Source organism: Faecalibacterium duncaniae (genome assembly GCF_010509575.1).
Taxonomy (GTDB): domain Bacteria; phylum Bacillota; class Clostridia; order Oscillospirales; family Ruminococcaceae; genus Faecalibacterium; species Faecalibacterium duncaniae.
Window position 1 is genome coordinate 677,008 of the sequence record NZ_CP048437.1, and the last position, 22,674, is coordinate 699,681.

Sequence of the window (22,674 nt, forward strand, 5' to 3'; positions counted from 1 at the left end):
GAACACGATGGATGCTTTGACGCAGGCAGAAGTATTTGCTCTGATCGGGGAACTGAATGGTTTCATTGAAAAATGGGACCCCCGGCTCGTCACGCAGGAAAGAGAATATCAGGCAAAAAGAACGAGAATCATCGCAGAAAACAATGCGGAAAAGACGCGCCGGGAAAAGGCTTACAAACAGGAATGTGAGACACTGTCACGTCAGTCGGCCAAAATGATTGAGGATGCCCAGAAGATCCTTGAAGATGTGGATCAAATGGATCAACAGCTGATGAGTTCTGACAAGTACTACAGCAAGACCAAAACACGTAAGGAAGCCGAACTGGCGGGCGTGGAAAGCCAGGCATACAGAAACTATACTGCATTGATGGAGGGAATTGAGGCAATCCGCAGGGACTATGGCCAGATCTCGAAAAAATATCGTGAGTCCATGCTTCCTTTTCTGATCAATGATCTGCACTTTTTGTTTTCGGCACAACGCAAGAAAGACTACGAAAGCCTTATTGTGCTGAGAAATACGGTGCATAAATTTGTGAATGAGGTCAGTGAACTGCTGCCGGAAATTACGCAGGATGAGCTGGCGATGAAAAAAGAAGCGTTCGAGCAGGACCAAAAGACTCTGGCACTTAATTTCCTGTCTACGATTCAGGAGTTTGATAATCAGGAGAGCATCAAGAACAAGAGCGATGAAACGCAGCTGCAGAGAGAACTGGATGAACTGTTCCCGCAGGAATTTGTTGATTTTCTGGCGCAGACGGGAATGGACTATGAATCGCGCAGAGTGAAAGTGAACAGCGGGAAAAACTTTGCAGATGGAATCCTCTGGATGAGCTTTACGGATTATCCTCTTTTGCTTCTGGTCGAGAATAAAAAGCTTTTGTCCCTTCTGAAAAAGCGCTGTGCCCATATGATGGTTAACGATGTGATCCGCTTTCCGCTTCCGATGGCATGTAAAGGAGCTGAACCACTCCTTGTGATGTCGGACGCTCGTTTCCCGGAAAAGGCAAAGCAACTGTCGCATGCATGGATGTTTGGTGTTCTGGCTAGCAGCCCTGTGGCAAAGTTGGAAATCACGGTGATCGATCCTGAAAACCGTGGAACCAGTGTCGGACCTTTCTTTGATGCTCGCAAGCGTCTGCCAGAACTGTTCGGTGAAAAGATCTGCTTTACGGCAGAGGATATCGCTACACAACTGGCGCTGTTGAACGAAGAAATTGAGACGACCCTGATGGACAAACTCGGAACAGAGTACGACAGTATTTTTGACTATTCAAGGGAACACCCGGAAGAGACCCTGCGAGTCCGCTGCCTCGTGATGTATGATTTCCCTCGCAATATCAGCGATTCGATTCTTACGGATGTGCGCAATATTCTGCGTAATGGCAGCCGGTGCGGCATTTATACAATGATCATTTGCCCGCCGCCGCAGCCAGGCACACGTCAGGAAAGCTACCGGCAGATGCTGCAGACGATACAGCCCCTAACAGCGGTCATCAAGCAGGATCAGCAGAGCTTTTCGGAGCGCGGCTTGCCGTTGCTTTATCATCCGATGCCGGATAAAGCCGGTTTCGACCGCTTCTTCAGTAAGTATATGCTTATCTTTGAGGGAATGCAGAACCGGGGCATTGCGTTCTCGCCGTTTATCCGCAAGCTGGTCGAAGCGAAAGATGATGCAGAGCTGGATGTTTCCATTCAGAACCTTACTGAATGGAAACAGATATCTCAGGAGCCATTTGATCAACAGTCGGCAAGTACAACTTTCCCGGAGTTGTTCTGCATGGGCCAGATCGCTTATCCGGCCGAGATCTTTGATGAAAGCATCGGCTATAAAAAAATCGTGCGTGCTTTCCGCGCGGAAACACCGGGTCACTCTATTGATATGAGCCGTGTGGAATTGCCGATGATGTTTAATCTCCATCATCCACTCAATCTGGAGGTAATCGGAGCTGAGGCGCAGCACGATAATATGCAGAGTGCAGCATATCGCGTAATCTGGGGCTTCCTTCGGAAGTGCCCGGCATCCAAAGTGCGCTTCTGTATCTTTGATCCGAAAGAGGGCGGCGGAAGTGTCCGTATGTTGTCCAACTTCGTCAATAAAATGCCGGATTCCTACAAAAGGGCTGTCACGCAGATGTCCCGGACAGAAGAATTGCTGAGCTGTCTGAAAGAGCTGGAAGGACAGACGCTTGATTTTATCCGTGACCGCCCTGATTATGATGATTTGCTGGATTATAATGCGCACAATCCAAGACGTACAGAAGCGATTACATTGCTCATGCTGTATGATTTCCCGTTGAATGCGGACGCTCGCTGTCTGGAACTGCTGTCCTCTGTTATGCAGAAAGGAAACAGGTGCGGCATCTATGTCGTTCTGTGTCGGAATACTGCGGTCGAGGTGGCAAGCAGCTATGACCACATAGACGAAAAACTGGCCGAACTGGAAAAGAATTGTGTCCAGATCGAATGTAAAGAAAACGGCTTTGCTCTGCTGCCGTATCATCTCTCGGTCCGTTTGATCGAAAAACCCGATGCCGGACAGTTGAAAAAATTTGCGGTAGAATATCACAAGGCAGTCGAAAAACTGAGCGTTCAGAGCATCCATTTTGAAGAAATCCTCCCGCCGGAACCGTTCCAGGGCAGCACAGCCAAGGTACTGAAGCTGCCGATGGGCATCGGCGATGGCGATTCGGTCGTGAGCATGGTGTTTGGCGAGGGCACTTCGCATCATGGCCTGATCGGCGGTGGTACGGGTGGCGGCAAATCGACCCTGCTGCATACGCTGATTATGAGCAGTATGATGAACTATTCGCCGGAACAGCTCAATTTGTATCTGATGGATTTCAAGGGCGGTACCGAGTTCAAAATCTATGAATCGGAGCGGTTGCCGCACATCAAGCTGCTGGCGCTGGATGCACTGCAGGAGTTCGGCGAGAGCATCTTGGAAAATCTGGTCCAGGAGATGGCGAATCGCTCGGATATATTCAAGAGATCCGGTGGATATACAAAGCTGGAAGACTATGTTACCAATACCGGAAATAGCATGCCCCGTATCCTTGTCATCATGGATGAGTTCCAGATTTTGTTTGACAGCGGAACAAACCGCAAGGTGGCAGAGCGGTGCGCAAATCTGGCGAAGAAGATCGTTACGGAAGGACGTTCCTACGGCGTGCATCTTCTGATGGCGACTCAATCCACCAAAATCATTTCGACCCTGACGCTGGATCGTGGTACGATCGAGCAGATGCGTATCCGTGTCGGCCTTAAATGTGGCGAAGATGATACTCGTTATCTGTTTGGTGATACCCATTGCTCGGATGCAATGAAAAAAATGGAAGGACCCCGCGGAACCGCTGTGCTGAACGAAGACTACACAGAGAACAATCCGAACGTTGGCCTGCGGGTCGCTTTCTGCAATGATGAAACCAAAAAGTATTACCTGAAACAGATCAGTGAGAAGTTTGCGGATTCTCCCTGCACGATGCAGGTGTTCGAGGGCTCCCGCACTGTGCCGATGCTGGACTATCTTGCTGCACGGTCGATCGGTATTGCCGATACCAGCACGGTCACTGTGCATATGGGCGAAAAAATTAAGGTGGATGACCCGTTTGAACTGACGTTTGACCGCAAGAAACAGCATAATGTCCTGATCTGTGGTTCCAATGATGAACTGATGGATCGGACGGTCAATCTGTTCCTGCTCTCGGCTGCGCTGAACCGCAGGGCGTGTGTGTACTGTGTGGATGGCGACAGCATCGTGGGAGATGACCGCTGCGGAAGTTTTTATCAAAGCCTCGAGCATGGTGTAGCAGAACTGCACACTGCACATACCCGTTCAGATATCGTACAGTTTGTCCATGACCTTTACGAAAAGTATCAGCAGCGCAAAAAGAAAACAGGTGGAGATACGGTGCTGTTTGTCATCAAAAATCTGCAGTTCCTGGATCTGATGCAGACGATGCTGCTGGGTGACCGGGTCGATGAGGCGGAGTATATAGAGTTTCTAGCAGAACCCAAAGCAGTGGATGTCCCGCCGACTGTGGTGGAAGATCCGACGCTTGATCTTCTGGCTGGGTTCTCTGCAGAACCGACGGATTCCCCTGTCGAGCCGACGGGATTCTCCACGAAGCCTGCGGATGACGATCCCTTTGCCGCACTGCTGGCTCAAGTGCCGTCTCTTACTGCGGATGTGGCTCCGGCAGAATCGCAAAATGTAGAGGAAAGAGATCCGTTTGCGGATCTGATGGCATCGTTCTCCAGCATTGGCGCAGACTCTTCCCATGTTTCTGCTCAGCCTGTCTCCGGAGCAATGGGAAATGCTAGCGAAAAATTGCAGAAACTGATTGCAGACGGTGCAGCCTATGGCATCCACTTTATCATCTGCTCCAGCGATTATCAGACGGTAAAGGAGTCCATGCACTTTGGCATGAACATTTTGAACAAGTTCCGGGAGAGAATCGTGTTTGCACTGAGTGATTCGGATGCATTCAATCTGATCGATAACGTGAACGTTTCCACGCTGCATGACAATACGGTTTACTATACAAATGGTGCTACTGATACGTTCCAGTTCAAACCGTATGTCAGCCCTGCACCAGAGCAGGTCGAAACTTTCTGTAGCGAGTTGTTGCCAATGTAAAGGGTGATTCGTGATGACAAATGTAAACTCATCTGCGGTTCGTCATGCGTTGAATCAGACAACTGCTGCGCGGGAAGCAATCGGGTATTTTATTCAAAGAATCCTGCAGCAGTTTAATAACGTCAATCATAGCTGGAATGACCAGCAGTCCAGAAGACTTTATGCAATCGTACTCGACAGCGTCACAAGTCTCCGAGCCAGCTATGGTGAGCTGCGTTCACTGGAAGAATCCCTCAAGAAAACACTTGACACAGTCGAGAAGTATGAGCAAATCGGACGTGCTACACGAACAACGGCAGCAGCGGGCGTAGCAGCGGCTGCTTCAGTAGCATCTGCAGGAACAAAAACAGCTGCCAGCATACGACCGAGCATCAAACAGGACAAGCCTTTCTCCTCCCCCAAATACAATGCGATCCTTGATCAGCGCTATGGGAATGCTGTTCCGGCCGCAAGGAAGGTCTTTGATTTGTTTGCAGAAAAGCTATGTATCCTCAACGGCAATTATAGCGGACCGGGGCCAAGCCATTACTCGCCTGCTGAGCACGGCGTTTATTACAATGCAGCAGAGGATGAGAAGAACGTGCGAGGGGCGGGTGCTACATACTACCACGAACTGGGGCACATGATTGATCATGTATGCATGAGATATCAAAATTTGATGTCGGAAAATGCTGTGTTTCACCATGCGCTGGTCAGCGATGGACAAAGGTTAATTCAATGCTATAATAACTCTACCCCGGAACAGAGGGAAAGAGCTGTGCGCAATCTTTGCGAGGGAGCATGGCACAGCTGTTCGGATCTCGCGAATTTTGCTACCAATGGCCATGTTTGTGGTGGATGGGGTCATAGCGAAGAATACTGCGCAAGAGCATGGGCCATGGAGCATGAGGCGTTTGCACACTTTTTTGAAGCGAGTATGGGCGATAGCATCAAGCTGCAACGGCTGACCAAACTTTTTCCCAATTCGGTAAGAGTATTTAACCAGATGCTCGATGCGATCATTAAGAATGCAGAACCCTATGACCGTGAGCAGCGTGAACGTGCCATCTGGGAAGAACGTTGACAAAAGGCAGAAAGGAGGCCGGACAGAGTGACTGTTGAAACTTTAGACGATCTTTTTTCAGACGATTCTATGCCCCAAACTGCTGTGGATGAGGAATTGTTTGAACTGTGTACCGAATTTGAAAATGCATTTCATCAATGCATCCCACGTGAAATGATGCCTTTGTGGGTAACGGATGAGAAACTGAAGGAGGCCATCAGGAACTGTTTGCAGCAGAAAAACGCAGACATCCTCGGAGTACTTGGAATTGAAATTTCAGAAGACAGCATCTATTAACAGAATCAATTCTCTGCTCCGAAAAGCAGCCGTTGTTTTTGGTTAGCTTGAGCGATTTAAACAGGGCTGTTGCAAAACAGCCAAAACGAAAAAATGAGATGGACTTCCCCGAAAAAGGTTGCCTGTCTCATTTTTTGTTGTACTCCGAAACTGCAATTAACCAGATACAACAAGGACGGTATGTCCATTACTGCGCCATCAGTGATTATAGACCAAGAAGAACAGATGCTCACCAGCTTATGGCGAAAACCACAGGTCGGTGGGTATCTTATTACAAAAAGAAGTAAATGCTGTTCGTTGATTTCATTATTCTATTGCACTTCATTGCAAAATATGGTATATAAATTATACGAAACATTGGTTCGGATGAACGCTCCACCGTTCACTGATGTAAAAAAAGCGAGGTGCCTGCCATGACTGCCGTGATCTATGCCCGTTATTCCACTGACAGCCAGCGAGAAGAATCCATTGAAGGCCAGATCCGTGAATGCACAGCCTATGCGGAAAAGAACGGCTTCACGGTGGTGAAGCACTATATCGACCGTGCCGTCTCTGCAAAAACGGACAACCGCCCGCAGTTTCAGCAAATGATCAAAGACAGCGAGCGCGGGATCTTTGATGTCATCATTGTCTGGAAGCTGGACCGCTTTGCCCGGAACCGTTACGACAGCGCACGGTACAAGACCCAGCTGAAACGCAATGGTGTGAAACTGGTGTCGGCAACAGAAGTCATTTCGGCTGGCCCGGAGGGCATCATTCTGGAATCGGTGCTGGAAGGCTACGCCGAATACTACTCGGCTGACCTGTCTGAAAAGGTCGTGCGCGGCATGACTGAGAACGCTCTCAAGGGCATTTATAATGGTGGCACGATTCCGTTCGGCTACATGATCGATGAGACCCGGCATTACCAGCCCGACCCGTTGTTGGCTCCGTATGTGGAGCAGACGTTCCAGAAGTATGCGGACGGTGCGACCATGACTGACCTGCGGGATTGGTTGAAGGCGCACAACATCAAAAATTCAATGGGCGGGGAGATGTCCTACAATACGATTCAGCGGATGCTGAGTAATCGACGGTACATCGGCGAATTGCGTTTGCGGGATGTGGTACAGCCCAATGCGATCCCGGCATTGGTATCGGAAGAGCTGTTCAACAAGGTGCAGAAAAAGCTGGCGAAAAATAAAAAGGCCCCTGCCCGTCATAAGGCAGAGGAAATCTATCTGCTCACCACCAAGCTGTACTGCGGCAAGTGCGGTGCGCTGATGTTCGGCGAAAGCGGTGTCAGCCACACCGGGAAGATGTACACCTATTATAAGTGTGCTGCTGCCAAGAAGAAAAAGACCTGCGATAAAAAGGCCGTGCGGAAACAGTGGCTGGAAGATCTGGTGGTCAACGAAACCATGAAGCTGGTGGAAGATGACGCTTCCATGAATGCCATCATTGTCAAAGTCATGGAATTGCAAAATCAGGAAAGCACAGACCTGCCCATCTACGAAAAGCAGTTGAAGGAAACGGAAGTCGGCATCACCAATATGCTGAACGCTATCCAGATGGGCATTCTGACCAGCTCCACCAAGGAGCGGCTGGAAGCTCTGGAGGATCAGCGAAAAGAACTGCAAGCCCGCATTGCAGAGGAACGGCTTGCCAAGCCGAAGATGAAAGAAGAGTTCGTCCGGTTTTGGCTGCTCCGTTTCCGTAAACTTGATATGACCCAGCCGGAGCAGCGACAGGCACTGGTGGATACCTTCATCAATGCCATCTATCTCTACGATGATAAGGTCCTCATTACCTTTAACTATAAGGAAGGCACAGAAACGGTCGCTTTCGGGGAAGCCGTGAAAGCGGAGAAAAGTTCGGATATGAGTGCGCGAGGTGTACCAGATTTTGAACGTCAAACCGTAAGATTTGACGTTCTTTTTTGTTATGTAACCCCGAAAAATCGGGGTCTGCACGGTCGATGCACGGTTGGCGTTTTCATAGGAATCCTCTGCATGGGCTGAAATTACTTTGAAATGCGTGGTGAATTTTGCATCAAGTCAACAGAGCCAGACGGAGCTGCGCCTTTACTTCGGGGTCTGCGTTCTTCAGAAGTTCCAGTAGAGCGGTCATAGAGATGGTCGGTTCGCCTGCGGCGGGTACAGCCTGCGGGCTGGGGCTTTCCTGTTTAGCATAGAACCCTTCCTCGAACTTCCTGCCCAGTTCTACACGAGAGGACTGCTGGATATGGGCGTAGGTGTTCACCAACATATCTGCCGTGGCGTGTCCTGTGGTACCCTGAACGGCCTTCACATCGCCGCCAGAGATCATCAGCTGATTGGAATGGCGCAGACCGTGAAAGACGATGCGTAGGAACTCTGGGTGGGTATCCTGCCATTTGAGGAACTTCTTGCGAATCAGCACAGGCTCCACCGCCAGACCGTTGGGCAAACGGAATAGCATCCCACTGTCATGGTAACGTGCCGGGTCTTTCCTCTCGTCTGCCGCTAACTGATTCAGCCACTTCTTCAATTCCTCTTTCAGAGCAGAGGTCATGAAGATGGTGCGGCAGGAGGATGCCGTTTTGGTACTTTTCAGGATGAGGGAAGTGGTGCTGCGCTCCAGCTTGTCCGGGAATACCTTGATGATGCAACCATCGTCCACCTGATTCAAGGTTTCTTTTCGCACCCGCTGCATGGACTTGTTGATACGGAATGTTCCGATGCCATCCGCAGCGTCAAAATCGAGGTCTTCCGGGGTCAGACCTACGATCTCGCCCTCTCGCAGTGCGCCTACCAGAGTGAGATGCACCGCCAGATGCAGGATGGGGTCGTCCATGCTATCCAGAGCCGCTCGCATTTCCTCTACTGTCCAGATGGTACGCTCCTGCGTGGACTTCTTGGGGCTGTCCACGGGAACCGGACTTTTGACGAGAATGCCCCACTCTACGGCATACTGGAACGCTGTTCCTAGCAGCCGATGCACTTCGTGGATTGTCGTGCCGGATAGAAACCGCTGCTTCTGCTTTTCGGTCAGTTCCTGCTTCTTTCCTTCGATATACGAACCGCAGGGCGTTTTGCTCAGGGTCGTGTAGAGGTTCTCCATGTGGTAGGGCTTGAGCTTCTGCATTTCCATGCTGCCGATATAGGGGTTGATCAGGTTCTGGATGGTGGAAAGGTTGGATTCATAGGTTTTGGGCGCCCACTTGTGCTTGCTGCACTGTTTCGGCAGCCAGTCCATCAGGAACTCTGCCACCGTCACCGAGGACGGAATTAGGAAAGTGCCAGCCGCCAGTTCGTACTCAATCTGCTTTTTTCGGTTTGTTGCCTCCTCTTTTGTGGGAAAACTCTCCCATTTGTCGCAGCTCTTGCCGTGCTCATCTTCGTAGGTGTAGCGGACGCTGTAAGAGTTGCCGCGCTTCGTAATATATGCCATACTGTTTGCCTCCTTATCAAGCTGCCCGGTTGAGCCACGCATCGAAACTGTCCTTCGGTACACGGATGCTTCCGCCTACCCGCAGAACACGGAATTCGGTGGTGCTGTTGCACAGGTTGTAGGCAGAGCGCAGGCTGATAGCCAGCATTCGTGCGATCTCTTCCACCGTGTACACCAGCTTTGTGGTTGCCGGGCTGTCAGTCGGAGACTTGACGGCATTGGTTTGAGTGACCGCCTCCATTGTAGTGGGATTCGAGTCCTTTTGCAAGAACTTATTCGTATAATTTTCAGATTTCACAGTTTCGGTCATGTCGGGCCGATTCATATTCATAGGCAGACCTCCAATTCCTTGTAGCCGGGTGACTTTTGCACCCGGCAATTTTTGTTTTCCAATGTTTTCAGTTTATCCGATCAAGCGTTTCATGCGTTCCAGCTTTTCCTGCGCAGTTTCCTTGCGGAAACTTACACCGATACAGGAGATTGGGACGCACATTTCCAGCAGGCGGTCATAGATGCGGGCATGAGGGGTATCCTGTGGGCGGCGCATCTCGTCCAGCGTCAAGTTGGTGGTGACGATCAGTGGTTTCCGGCTGCGGTATCTGCTGTCCGCGATGTTGTAGACCTGTTCCAGCGCATACTCTGTACCACGCTCCATGCCGAAATCGTCAATGACGAGCAGGGGATAGCAGCAGAGCTTGTCTACAACTTCATTCCGCCCGGAAAAGCTGCTGTTCAGCTCGTTCAGGATTCGGGCGAAGTTTGTCATGTGCACAGGCACCTCCTGCTCTATCAGAGCGTTTGCAATGCACCCGGCAAGGAAACTCTTGCCGGTGCCCACACCGCCCCAGAGGAACAGTCCTAGGTTCTCTGCACGCATGGTCTGCCACTGCTCCACATAGCGATGTGCATGGTGCATTCTCCCAACGATAGACGAGCATTGTTTGATCTTATCAGGTGGTTATCATTCAGGTTGCTCTTATTACGTTGGTTAGGTGTGCATTTTTGCGCAATCACACTGCTCGTTTCTGCACAGTCATGCTCGGCGTTTTTGCATACTGTGACAGCGCAATTTTGCGTAGTGTACGGAACCTTGAGCAGAATGCGGCTGGGCTTGGAAAAGCCGTTGCGGACGCGTTCCACGAGCTGTGCGTTTTCCAATTCGGCAAATGCGCGTGTTATGCTGGAAAGGCTGTATCTCAAATCTTTTGACAGCTTGGAAAGCGGATAGATCACATAAATGTGCCCCTGTGTATCGATCCAGTTATTCTTTTGAGAAAGCGGGCATAGGGCAGATATTGCGGCAGTGGCATATTGGGTTTCAAGTAATCCGAAATGGAATTCACCTCCATTTTTACATCCGAATTAGTGCTAAACCGTTTGAGAGTTTTGGTTTCCATCATTGTTCAGACGATCTTTTACCGTCTGAAGATACCGACTGGCACGGTCGATAAAAATCAGCAGCTTCTCATTGTTCTTCGGTTCAGTAAGAATATCCGGGTATTCACGAAAGCACATTTCCCACCGCCGGACAAAATCCTCCTGCGCTCCCTGAATCTCGCACATCATGGCTTCGCCATCTGCCAAGCGGCGAGGTGAATAGATGCTCTTGACGGCATCCTTGAGATTCTGCTTTTCTTCCTTGTTGAGTCCTTTCTTATGCCCCTGAATGTCTTGCTTGAAGGTCGTTATAAACTCATTGTCCTTTGAAGGCGAAGAATACGAATCCGTGATACTGGAATCCCGTTCGCCTTTAGGCTTACGAAGCTCTGCCACAACTTCGGGACGCTTTTCCTTTGGAACCTTTGCAATCGAGGAAATTTCACGGTCGCTTGCCCGGATCTTTCCACTCAGGATTTCTTTCTGCGCTCCGGGTACTGCCTCCTCCGCAGCTTCCACACCTTTTGCAAATTGCTCTGCACGGTAAACATAACTTTCGGATGTTCCATGTTCCGCAGCGACCTTCGACCGTGAACCGTGCTTTGTGCGGTCTGGTTCATTTTGAACCAGACCACTTTCAGATGCCAAAGTATACTGATTGCCGTGAAACGATTTGATTTGCTTTTCCGCTTCTGCCTGCTTTCCGATCAGGAACTTTTTCTGTTCTGGGGTCAGGTTTCGCCGCCCAAGCTGATTTTTACAGATCCATACGAGTGCTTCATAACGGCTGGAAAATTCTTTTTCGATGACTTCAAATGGAATAAATGGATATTTCCGAAGAATTTGATAGCGTGTATGTCCATCCACAATATAGCCGTTCCACGTGATGATCGGATTCAGTACACGTTCTTCTTTTAGGATGTTCATTTCCAGTTGGTGGGTTTCCTCAAACGACGGAGGGTTGATTTGATTCTGGAACTCCGGATCGATTTTAAGCTGGCTCAGTTTTGTCATAGGCAAACCATCCTTTCTGAAATGAAATAGAATATCATTGTTCTTATGCCGTTCTCTCTGCATGGATTTCCTGCCCCCTTCCAACGGCGTTTTCCGGCTCGTCCTCATAGGGTCTCTTCGCCGGGTATTCCATGCAGACGGTCATGTGATTTTCAAGGTTCGATGAAGGCTTGTAGAAAGCATATCACAATGAAGCAGAAATTTTTAGGAAGCATTCCTTCCGGTTTTCAGTGGATTTTAGGAGAATCTCAAGGAAAAACCGGAAGGGATGCTTCCGCTTCTTAGAAAATGTTCTGGATAGAGCATACCATAAAGTCACTCGATTTTTTAGGAACTGGTAGTTCCGGTTTTTAAAAAATACGAAGTGAATTTCAAGGCAAAATCGGAACTACTGGTTCTGGTTTTTCGTATCAACGTGATTTCGGATTTTGGGTGCCGTTCTCTCTGCATGGACTTCCTGCCCCCTCTCGGCGGCGTTTTCCGGCTCTCCTTCTGGTCATCGCCGGGTATCCCATGCAGACGGTCATGCGGTTTTCAAGGTTCGATGAGGAGTTGTAGAAAGCATATCACAATCATACAAGCGTTTTTAGGACGTATCAGGTCCGGTTTTGAGGGAGAAAACCGGACTTGGGAGGTCCGGTTCTTGTGAACAGCTCTGGATAGAGCATATCATAATAACACTCAAATTTTTAGGAGGTGATACTTCCGCTTTTTGCCTTCAAAACCGGAAGTAATAGTTCCGGTTTTGTGCGATATTAAATGTATCAACGACGATTTTAATAAAACAAATTTTTCTCCAAGAAATTTGCTTATTCAGCGGTCGTTAAGGGGCGAAACTAGCGCATTCTTGTGCTAAACATCGGGTTTGGGCGAAGCCCAACAAGTGTTTTGAAGCTGGATTTGTAAAAAATCAGGTTCAAAACTTGCGAGGTGGTACCGGCTCGCCCTGCTTGCTGCGATTGCAAACTCGAAAACTTCCTGAGCAAAAAAATAGTCGCCCGCATCAAGTGAAACTTGAAAATGGACGGTCTTGATCGCAAAATGATTTTCGAATTTTGGAAAGTATGTTGAGAGGTTTCATAGCGCCCGCAAGCAGGGCAGACGTATATACAACGTCTGCATCTGCAAGCAATGTTTTCGTCTATACAAAAACACTTTTTGCGTTGCAAAATGCTTGTTGGGCTGTGCCCAAACCCCTTGTGTTCTGCATCCGTTGGATGCAGGCTGCGCGATTGCATCGCTTAAGGTAGATAGAAAGGTTCATCATGATCTGGCGCAAGGGGAGAGAGGTTCTCTTGTAAAAAATACGGATTTATGATACTATTATTTTGAAAAGGTAGTTTGAAAGCTGGTGAGCCGATGTCAGAGAGAAAATCAGAACAGGAATTGGGCTTTGCACAAAAGCACGAGGAAGATTTACAGCGGATTCGTGAGTTTCGTTTGATCGACGACGACTTCATGGCGGCTGTGTTTGAAGATCACGCTTGCGCAGAGTTCTTGCTGCAAATCATCCTGAAACGCAATGATTTGGTTGTGCGTGAAGTTCACGGACAGTACAATATTAAAAACTTGCAGGGTCGGTCTGTTCGATTGGATATTCTGGCAGTAGATCAGGACAACCGTGCATATAATATTGAAGTGCAGCGCAGCGACCGAGGCGCAAGCGAAAAACGTGCTCGCTATAACAGCAGTCTGCTGGATGCGAACCTTACAGAATCCGGCAGCAGTTACGATGCACTGAATGAGACATACGTCATATTCATTACAGAAAATGATGTACTGAGGGCAGGCCTTCCAATTTATCACATTGAACGCACCGTTCAGGAAACGGGAATGGTTTTCAATGATCGGGCACATATTATCTATGTGAACTCACAAATCAAGGACGAAACAGCGTTGGGAAAACTGATGCACGACTTTTTCTGTACAGATTCCAGCAAAATGTATTATCCCATTCTGGCAAATCGGGTGCAGTATTTCAAACAGGATGCGAAGGGAGTGGCAACTATGTGCAGAGCAATGGAAAAAATGAGAGATGAAACCGCACATGAAACTTCGATCAAGAATGCTATGACGATGTTGGAAGACGGGTTGCCCTATGAGAAAGTGGCAAAGTATGCAGGGCTTTCAATTGAGGAAGTGAAAGAACTGGATGCAAAGAAACCTGCCTAAAAAAGAAAAAAGTCGATCGGAAACATAGTTGCTTCCAATCGGCTTTTTGTGTCGGATTTTATTGTGAAAGTTGGTATTAAGGGCCTTAGGCAAGACGGTTCTCTTTTTTCACTGCCAGTTGTAAAAGTTGGAAAGCAGTACTCCATCATGCGCAAATCCGACCTTGACGAATGGCTCTATAAGATGTACGATAAACTTGATAACATGGAAAAGGAGTGAGACTTTTGGTTACAATCATTACCGGCACAACCCAAAAGCCGACATCCAGTGACCTTCTGAAAAGTTTTTTTCAACGTCACAACGAACTGGACGGCTATCTGTATATCGGATACCCGATCATCGGAACCGTAGATGGTGCTTATCCGATCGACAGTCTTTGGGTCTCTCCTGACAAAGGTTTGGTCATCTTCAATCTTATCGAAGGGAAAAACATCGATGGATATGAAGAAGCACAGGATGATTGCGCCAATAAAATAGAAGCAAAGCTTAGGGGATACCGGCAGCTTGTCAACAAAAGAAAACTATGCGTTGAAATCAATGTCATTACGTATGCCCCCGCTCTCATGCGCAAGGTTGACTGCGATGAAGATTATCCGTTGTGTGCTAACGACAATAATCTTCTGGCACAGATTGAAAAGTTGAACTGGAACAATAGCGGGTATTATGAAGCACTGGTGTCTGTGCTTCAGGCAATTTCTACAATCCGCAAAGGAAAAAAACGTAGGGAAACCACAAAGCCCGAATCCAGAGGAGCGAAGCTAAAAGCATTAGAGGATTCCATCGCCAATCTAGACAACCAGCAAAGTCGAGCAGTAATCGAGACCGTAGAGGGCGTACAGCGAATCCGCGGTCTTGCCGGATCCGGTAAAACTGTGGTGCTGGCACTGAAAGCAGCATACCTGCACGCACAGCATCCCGAATGGAAAATTGCTGTCACCTTTAACACTCGCTCTCTGAAAGGGCAATTGCGGCAGCTAATCAACACATTTTATATTGAACAAACCAGCGAGGAACCGGACTGGGACAACTTGCACATCCTTCATGCATGGGGTGCACCTGGCGGCGGAGAACGCACCGGTATGTATTATATCTTTTGTGGAACGAACAATCTTGAATACTTGGATTTTTTGTCTGCCAAAAATCGTTTTGGTTCTACAGATCCATTTGGTGTGGCTTGCAGAAAAGCACTTGAAGAAGCAACCGATCCGAGGCCGATGTACGACGCTGTTCTGGTAGACGAAGCTCAAGATTTTTCTCCGGCATTTTTAAAGCTATGTTATGAAATGCTGCGGGAACCTAAACGGTTGGTTTACGCATACGATGAACTGCAAAATTTGCGGTTACAGTCTCTCCCTTCACCGGAAGAGATCTTTGGTGTCGATGAGCACGGCGTACCAAACGTAACGTTCCGGTCATCGGAAGATGGCCAGCCGGAGCAGGATATTATTCTGGAAAAATGCTACAGAAATTCCAGACCTGCTCTAGTCACAGCCCATGCATTGGGGTTTGGAATTTACCGAAAGCCTGTTGGCGAGGATGGCCCCGGTCTTGTTCAGATGTTTGACCAGAGTGCGTTGTGGGAAGAGATTGGCTATCATGTGAAAGCCGGTTCCCTTGAGGACGGAAAACACGTTGTTTTGGAGCGCACAAGCAAAAGCAGCCCGGAGTTTCTCGAGAGCCACTCTGGCATCGATGATTTGATAATGTTCAAGCAGTTCGATTCTAAAGAAGAGCAGGATCAATGGGTTGCAAATGAGATTCAAACGAACCTTACGGAGGACGAACTGCGTCCGGACGATATCATTGTGATCAACCCGAACCCTGTCACGACTAAATCAAACGTTGCGCCTATTCGGGCACTTTTATATGAAAAGGGCATCCAGTCTCACACAGCCGGCGTAGATACTGCACCCGATGTCTTCTTTGATGAGGATAATGCTTCTGTGGCCTTTACGGGAATTTACCGGGCAAAGGGAAACGAAGCGGCCATGGTCTATATCGTCAATGCCGAAGCGTGCTTTGACTCATTTTTTGATTTGGCAAAACTTCGAAATCAGCTGTTTACCGCGATTACTCGAAGCAAGGCATGGGTGAGAGTGTTGGGGGTCGGTTCCGGAATGGACGGGCTAATCGCCGAGTATAAAAAGGTGAAAGATCATAACTTCACGTTGGATTTTATTTATCCGACAAAGGCTCAGCGGGATCATATGAATATCGTGAATCGCGATATGAGCGAAGCTGAAAAACGAAAGATTCAAAAGAGCAAAGGAAATGCTGAAAACCTGATTCAGGAACTTGAAAGTGGTAACATCTATCTTGAAGATTTGGGAAAAGATACCGTGGATCGTCTCATATCCCTTCTTAAAAGTAAGGAGGGATAACGATTGAATCCTGTAGATGTCTTGAATCAGATTAAGCGTCTGACCACTGATGTGATTGCGGTCGGTATCTGCGATGAGCAGAATTTTCCTTCGATAAAATCGTACACCGGGAATATCAGCGAGATTGGAGTCAGTTCTTCGGACAATTCTATTTTTCTGAAGGATGTTCCCTATCGTGAAATGTATTCTGAGCTAGTGAAAAAAAGGAATTACAACATCAAAATGATCGATGGTGCTCTAATTAGTCTCTTGTATCGCTTTCAAGGCAATGAGTTGGTGTCGCATCGACTGTCTTTTTTCCCTGCTCCGGATTTAGAGGTTTTTCAGAATGAGCCGGAGCTGTATTCGATGGACGAAATGTATCTTGACATCTTAGATCAGAGAGTTGTTACCGTTCCGCTAAGGTTCGATTTTGATTCAGGCGATGCATTCATTCCCGTGGAACATCCAAAGTCGCATTTGACATTGGGGCAATATGAGAATTGCCGCATTCCCGTTTCCTCTGCCGTTTCTCCTTTTCAATTCATGGACTTTATTCTCAGAAATTTTTATCACACGGCACACACTAAATTTTGCGAACGGCTTACACGCTATTCAGATCGATTTGAAAAAAGCATTCTTCCGGAGGAAGAAGCTCTGATTCATGTCTGTACATCCCCATGATCTCATTCCGAATCCGCTCTCAGAACCCCGTCACTCTTTGGCAGACGATGGGACTCTTTTGTAACCGCCTAGAGAGAAAACGCATTGTCACAAAGACAAGAGGCACCCGACGCTTAAATCGGATGCCTCATTTTGTTTGCGTTGGTCGTTGCCACAATGCTGTGAATCGCTGTAATGGCTTTCGTATAGGAACAGAAACGCGACTATGCCATTTTGGAGAATGGAAATTATTGGAGCTTTTCTTGCGGATGTTTCTCAGATACACGGGGACGTTGCGGTTGGTACAACCATCCTGTACAAGCTGGTGGCCACTCTTGTATATCCCTCTTTACCAGAACTTCAATTTTCTTTTTGACGAATTCCTTGACTTGAATTTTCATTTGTGCGCCCTCCTTTCAATTTTTGACAGCTTGATATGAATAGTGTTATGGCATCAGCAGCTAATGCTGCGGACAAACCTTGCAGTATTGAAGGCGCTATTTGTAACTTTATCAATAAAATTGCCAAAGCATTTAGAATAAATAGCAACCAACGTACAGCTGTTTTTACAATTTTGAGTTCACATTCAGACCAATGAATACTGGCGGTGTTTACTGGTGCGATGCACCAGATTAAAATACTAGAAACTGTGAGTATGAGAGGAAGTGCCCATTTGAAATAGAAAATACTGGAAACAAAAGTAAAAATAATGATTTCCATTAAAATAGAAAGAAACAAGCAGTGGCTATAGGTGGCAGCATGATAACCATTTGTGTATTTCCGAATTAAGAGAAAAAATATCGAAAAGGATAGGGTTAGCTTCCAACCGAAGCCGAAAAAGCCAACCAAACATAGCACGAACCAAGTTAATAAAGTCGTCGCACGTTTTTCGATACTATATGATAGCCATTCAGAATAAGATTTGTCAATCAACCCCATCGACAGACATTTTTGCGTTAACAGCATTGAAAAATTGTGCATTACTGTAATCCTCATCCGGAAGATTTTCTTGAATAAAAGAATACACGTTTTGGCTTGAAATTTCTACAATAATATAACGAAATGGACTTTTTTGTCACGAAATCGGAGTGAAAGGTATGTCAGCAGTGAATTGAAACCATCCATTCTCATAGAACATGGTATGTTCTCCATGATATTTTTCAAGGATTAGATGTATATTGACAAGCCCAAAACCATGCAATTGCGGTTCTGGCTTTGTTGTTGGAATAGAATCGTTCAGAATCACTACGGGCTTTGATGTGTTTCGGATGGAAATGAAAAAGGCTTGCTGTGCAATTGCCGTAACATGAATCGTCTTGTCTTCTTTTTCATACTGTTGACACGCTTCTATGGCATTGTCTAAGAGATTCGACAGGAGTACTACCATATCAGAAGCATCAAATTGCACTAGAGCTACTGTCTCTTTCAGGATTGACGGAAGAACAAAAGAAAACATTGGTAAGGCTGCGGGATGAACTCTTGGCACCAAGCCAACAAGGAAATGATCTTTCTCCACAACAAATGGAGATTCTTCATGATATCATAAAAGCTTTCGGATAAATTTTACTTTAGTATGTCCCCTGATGTTGTGGGTCTAGCATCAGGGGACTATTATTTTATACAAATCCTGTTTTGTTACAAGTTTTTTCCATCTTGTTACAAAATTGTGGACGACGTCTATTTTTTGTGATTTGATGCTATCAAAAGAGCGGAGGCAATTCCAATGCAGATATTTCCGAGGCAACAAGTTGAGCGTTAGTTGAGGTGTATTTATGAAATTTAGCGTACCGGAAATCTTGACGATTGTGTTGATAGTAGCAATCGTGGCGATAGCTTTTTTTGCACTTGCAAAATACCTTATCCGATATGCTGTCGAATTCTATATTAAAATAAAAGGAGATGACTCGAAATGACGTTGAAGAAAAGATTGATTTCGCTTTGCATGGCAGTTGTTTTGATCTTTTCACTTTCGGCCGTTTGTGCTTCGGCTGCACAAGAGGTGGCAACAAAACAACCGACTGTTTCGATGTCCTTTGATCTTAACGATCGTGTCAAGCATGAAGAATCAGTGAAGTTGCCAGATGGTTCGATTGCAAAGATTACTGCTGAACCTATCAATACTGGCCGAGCACTATCTGGAGTATGGAAGATTACCGGGACAAATGGACTGGCAACAATGGAATATTGGATTGAATTGGAAAAAGCTGGTCTTTACACAAAAATTAAACGGACATGGGGGCTTGCGATAACGGGAATTATGACATCGTATGAAGATGCCAAAATTAATGTTGTCAGACAGATGGAGTCGCCTGTTCTTCCTGCAATTGTTGAGGGATATGCGAAATTCACATATTTTGACAATCCGGTTGTTACACTTTGGACGAAAAGTGGTGGCGTGAGAGCTTCAATTTCTGGCAATCAAATTACTACAGAGCTGTACTAATTAACTTAAGAATATGTTCTAAGTTAAATCAGAAAAGCAAGTCGGATGCTTCAAAATGATGAAACTAACCTAAATAAAAATCGCAGTAGCAACAAAGTCTTTGTGTGAAAGGAGGTGAATAGTATGGAGGTTATTTCTGAAAAGAGAGAGCTGGAAACCGTGTTGGAAAATGCACATCCGAGTGCATACAATACTAACGGCGGTGCTGGCTGTGGTTGCTAATCAGTAATCATGAGATATAGGAGACTTTGGAACAATCTAAAGTCTCCTATATTTTATAATCGAAAAGGAAGATAATATGAAATATATAATTCCTGGATATGTTGAAATTGAAAGAAATGGCGAAAGGACATTGGTAACATCAAATCTGTTGAAAAATAAGATTAAATTGACTGATTTTTCGATTCGACAGGAATTTGATGATATTGTAAAAGCAGGAGGACGCGATGAAATTTCGACGGATCTCACAAGGTTACTATATGAACAAGAGATGTTGCAGACAAGACAAGAAATAGATAAAATCGTGTGTAGTCTTAAAGAAAGAATGAATAAGAGCCTCCTTCTAACGATTATGCCAACAGAAGCTTGCAACTTTAGATGTCCATATTGCTATGAACCACACGAGAATATAACTATGACATCAGATATTGTGGAACAAATCAAAAAATATATTCAAAATATGATTGATAAATTTGATAATCTTCAAATAAGTTGGTTTGGAGGAGAACCCACTCTATGTGAAAACATTATACTGGATATTTCATCATGCGTAAAAGAATTGCAGACTGTTCGAAAATTTAATTATGCAGCGACAATGACAACTAATGGATATTTGCTAAACATAGAAATGTTTATTAAATTTTATGAAGTGGGGATACGATCTTTTCAAATAACATTAGATGGATGGAATCATAACGAGACTCGACCGCATATTTCTGGAATACGAACACTTGAGAGAATAATTGATAATCTTAGAAAAATATCGACTCTTTCTTCTGAGTACGAGTATAATATTATTATACGACATAATATTTTAGATGGGGACCAAGATTTTTCATGGTATGATTATCTTTCATCGCTGTTTGCGAAAGACAAAAGATTTTCAATTCTCGTTGCACTTGTATCTGACTGGGGTGGAACACTAGTGGGCTCAATGCCAATATCAGAAGGCAAAAATAGAAAGCAATTGAAGTATGCACATCAAGCGTATATTAAGAAAATTGGGCTAACATTATATGAGCAGCCGAATGACTTGTTTTCGGATATTTGCTATGCATCTTTCCCGTACGGATTCGTTTTTCGCGCAAATGGTATGATTGATAAATGTACAATTTCGTTGAATGCGCCAGAAAATCATATTGGAAGGATTGATGCTATGGAGGGTATTATAATTGACCCTAAAAAATCAAAAGCATGGACAGAGGGACAGATTCATCAAAAATGTTATGGTTGCAATAGAGTGCTTAACTGTTTGAATATTAGTTGTAAAAAAGGTGCTGTGGTTGACAATATGTGTGAGAAGTATGTGTGTAAAACATTTTATCCGAACAAGTCTTAACGAAAATTAGGTATAAGTGAATCATTGTTGAAAGATGAAATAATGGATTGAATGTATGGATTACTATTTGAAAAAACAAAAATTTCTTTGCATAATAGTCTGTGTGTTTCAAGCCCTATCATTTACGATGAATGCGTGTATTCAATTCCTGTTGATGAAGATATTCGACTCTGCAGCGCAAATGAATTTTAATTTGGTTTTATTTTGGTGCTGCATTGATATTTTTGGATGGGGATTATATCTTTTGTTTTCTGTTTTAGCGGATCGTATACAGGCAAAAGCAATTTGGGCTTTGAACAACGATGTGCGCAAGAATATTTATGATTCTATTTTGCGACAAAATTATAAGCAATATCATAAGAATGATATCGGAGAATATCTATCATGGGTGACGAATGATATTAAACAAATAGAACAACTGGCATGGATCCCATTTTTTTCTGGTGTTGGCCGTGTAACGCAGGTGATTGTAAGTATTATAAGCTTGGCTTTTCTACATTGGTCACTTGTACTTTTTGCATTGCTATCAGCTTTTTTAATGTGGAGTATTCCAAATCTGTTCCATAAAAAAATAGAAAAACTTGGGAAAAACTGCTCTCAAGAACAGTCTGTTGCCATTAGCCAATTAAAAGATCTTTTTCTCGGAATGGATACCCTGAAGACTTTTGGAAGAGGTGAGAAATTTTTAGGAAAGAGCGAAAGCATAAGTGATAATATTGAACGACCGAACTATATCCTAAATGCTACTAAAGCAAATACGGAGGGAATTGTTGGATTTGTTAATGTTACACTGCAAGTTGTATCAATGCTTTTGATTGTGCTTCTTGTTATGCAAGGAAAAGTAATGCTAGGTGTTTTAGCAAGTGGAACAAATTTGATAGGGGGCGTTTCAAATGGACTGTCTGGAATTTCAAATACTCGTCTTTCTTTGATTGCGGCAAGACCGTATTTTGAAAAACTTTCAAATTTGAACACGGATGGAGAACATAAATCCAATAAAATACTCTCTACTTTCAAAAAGAAAATCAGTGTAACAAATGTTTCTTTTAATTATAGAGAAAAGACGGTTCTCAAAAATATTTCATTTGTATTTGAAAAAGGGAAAAAATATGCACTTATAGGTCCTTCAGGTTGTGGAAAGTCTACCTTTCTAAAGATTCTTCTAGGATGGCTTCCCGATTATACAGGAAATATTTACTTTGATGATACGGACATTCGTATAGTTGCACCGGAACAGATTCAACAACAGATAGGCTATGTTGACCAAAATGTATTTTTATTTAACACAACAATTAGAGAAAATATTACGCTGGGAGGAAGATTTACAGAAGAACAAATCAAAAAAGCGGTTAAAGATAGTGCACTTGAGTACGATATATCTTCTATGCCAAATGGGATGGACACGATTGTTGGAGAAAACGGGAATAAGATATCTGGAGGCCAAAAGCAAAGAATTGCGATTGCTCGTGCATTGATTTATAATCGTTCTATTCTTTTGATAGATGAAGGAACAAGTGCGTTGGATGAAAAAAATGCGGAGCGTATAGAGAAATGCTTATTGGAAAACCCAAGACTGACGCTTATTCTTGTGAGCCATCATCTAACAGAAGCACGAAAGCGGCAATTTGATGAGGTATATAAATTGGACACACCGTAATGGTTCTGACTATACTCTTTGAATTTTGATGTTCGGTCACTCAA

At 45.3% G+C, this 22,674-nt stretch carries 16 protein-coding genes and 1 pseudogene; 10 read left to right on the forward strand and 7 right to left on the reverse strand.

What is annotated here, in order from left to right; genetic code table 11:
• Positions 1 to 7: 7 nt before the first annotated feature.
• From GXM22_RS03215 to GXM22_RS03230, 4 genes are all read left to right on the forward strand, one after another.
• Positions 8 to 4,636, forward strand: a complete 4,629-nt coding sequence (locus tag GXM22_RS03215) for an FtsK/SpoIIIE domain-containing protein (RefSeq protein ID WP_005935899.1) — start codon at positions 8 to 10, stop codon at positions 4,634 to 4,636.
• A gap of 13 nt (positions 4,637 to 4,649) precedes the next feature.
• Positions 4,650 to 5,699 carry a hypothetical protein gene (locus GXM22_RS03220; protein WP_005922661.1) on the forward strand — a complete coding sequence of 350 codons (1,050 nt, stop codon included), beginning with the start codon at positions 4,650 to 4,652 and terminating at the stop codon, positions 5,697 to 5,699.
• A 27-nt stretch (positions 5,700 to 5,726) separates the two neighbouring features.
• Complete coding sequence (locus GXM22_RS03225) at positions 5,727 to 5,975, forward strand: hypothetical protein (RefSeq protein WP_242651700.1); 249 nt, start codon at positions 5,727 to 5,729, stop codon at positions 5,973 to 5,975.
• Positions 5,976 to 6,388: 413 nt separating this feature from the next.
• Entirely contained in the window at positions 6,389 to 7,975 is a 1,587-nt protein-coding gene (locus GXM22_RS03230) for a recombinase family protein (RefSeq protein ID WP_005935895.1), read from the forward strand.
• 31 nt (positions 7,976 to 8,006) lie between these two features.
• On the opposite strand, the gene GXM22_RS03235 is transcribed toward GXM22_RS03230, so the two are convergent.
• The 5 genes and pseudogenes from GXM22_RS03235 to GXM22_RS03255 all read right to left on the reverse strand — a co-directional run bounded on the left by GXM22_RS03235 (position 8,007) and on the right by GXM22_RS03255 (position 11,777).
• Positions 8,007 to 9,386: a site-specific integrase gene (locus tag GXM22_RS03235; protein WP_035394929.1), complete on the reverse strand. Its 1,380-nt coding sequence runs from the start codon at positions 9,384 to 9,386 to the stop codon at positions 8,007 to 8,009.
• A 16-nt stretch (positions 9,387 to 9,402) separates the two neighbouring features.
• A complete protein-coding gene (locus GXM22_RS03240) occupies positions 9,403 to 9,717 on the reverse strand; it encodes a helix-turn-helix domain-containing protein (RefSeq protein WP_005935888.1) in 315 nt (104 codons plus the stop codon).
• A 72-nt stretch (positions 9,718 to 9,789) separates the two neighbouring features.
• Positions 9,790 to 10,293 (reverse strand): annotated as a pseudogene (locus GXM22_RS03245) (ATP-binding protein); the annotation flags it as partial.
• Positions 10,245 to 10,682, reverse strand: coding sequence for a replication initiator protein A (locus GXM22_RS15440; protein WP_082210806.1), 438 nt, complete (start codon positions 10,680 to 10,682; stop codon positions 10,245 to 10,247). The gene GXM22_RS15440 and the pseudogene GXM22_RS03245, both read right to left, overlap by 49 nt.
• A gap of 72 nt (positions 10,683 to 10,754) precedes the next feature.
• The gene (locus tag GXM22_RS03255) at positions 10,755 to 11,777 is read right to left on the reverse strand and encodes a ParB N-terminal domain-containing protein (RefSeq protein ID WP_147585149.1); all 1,023 of its coding nucleotides are present in this window, start codon (positions 11,775 to 11,777) and stop codon (positions 10,755 to 10,757) included.
• A 1,359-nt stretch (positions 11,778 to 13,136) separates the two neighbouring features.
• Between GXM22_RS03255 and GXM22_RS03260 the strand changes: the two genes are divergently transcribed.
• The 3 genes from GXM22_RS03260 to GXM22_RS03270 all read left to right on the forward strand — a co-directional run bounded on the left by GXM22_RS03260 (position 13,137) and on the right by GXM22_RS03270 (position 16,993).
• Positions 13,137 to 13,949 (forward strand): PD-(D/E)XK nuclease family transposase, encoded by an 813-nt coding sequence (locus tag GXM22_RS03260; RefSeq protein WP_005935873.1) that lies wholly within the window; start codon positions 13,137 to 13,139, stop codon positions 13,947 to 13,949.
• Between the two features lie 215 nt (positions 13,950 to 14,164).
• Positions 14,165 to 16,330: a DEAD/DEAH box helicase gene (locus tag GXM22_RS03265; protein ID WP_005935866.1), complete on the forward strand. Its 2,166-nt coding sequence runs from the start codon at positions 14,165 to 14,167 to the stop codon at positions 16,328 to 16,330.
• 3 nt (positions 16,331 to 16,333) lie between these two features.
• Positions 16,334 to 16,993, forward strand: coding sequence for a DUF2290 domain-containing protein (locus tag GXM22_RS03270; protein WP_005935864.1), 660 nt, complete (start codon positions 16,334 to 16,336; stop codon positions 16,991 to 16,993).
• Between the two features lie 339 nt (positions 16,994 to 17,332).
• On the opposite strand, the gene GXM22_RS03275 is transcribed toward GXM22_RS03270, so the two are convergent.
• Positions 17,333 to 17,953: an accessory gene regulator B family protein gene (locus GXM22_RS03275; protein ID WP_005935860.1), complete on the reverse strand. Its 621-nt coding sequence runs from the start codon at positions 17,951 to 17,953 to the stop codon at positions 17,333 to 17,335.
• 94 nt (positions 17,954 to 18,047) lie between these two features.
• On the reverse strand, positions 18,048 to 18,488 hold the full coding sequence (locus GXM22_RS03280) for an ATP-binding protein (RefSeq protein WP_242651699.1): 441 nt from the start codon (positions 18,486 to 18,488) through the stop codon (positions 18,048 to 18,050).
• A 393-nt stretch (positions 18,489 to 18,881) separates the two neighbouring features.
• On the opposite strand from GXM22_RS03280, the gene GXM22_RS03285 reads away from it, so the two are divergent.
• The 3 genes from GXM22_RS03285 (at position 18,882) to GXM22_RS03295 (ending at position 22,630) form a co-directional block, all read left to right on the forward strand.
• The gene (locus GXM22_RS03285) at positions 18,882 to 19,415 is read left to right on the forward strand and encodes a DUF5626 family protein (protein WP_005935851.1); all 534 of its coding nucleotides are present in this window, start codon (positions 18,882 to 18,884) and stop codon (positions 19,413 to 19,415) included.
• Between the two features lie 298 nt (positions 19,416 to 19,713).
• A complete protein-coding gene (locus GXM22_RS03290) occupies positions 19,714 to 20,973 on the forward strand; it encodes a radical SAM protein (RefSeq protein WP_005935848.1) in 1,260 nt (419 codons plus the stop codon).
• Between the two features lie 55 nt (positions 20,974 to 21,028).
• Complete coding sequence (locus tag GXM22_RS03295; RefSeq protein ID WP_005935845.1) at positions 21,029 to 22,630, forward strand: ABC transporter ATP-binding protein; 1,602 nt, start codon at positions 21,029 to 21,031, stop codon at positions 22,628 to 22,630.
• Positions 22,631 to 22,674 lie beyond the last annotated feature (44 nt).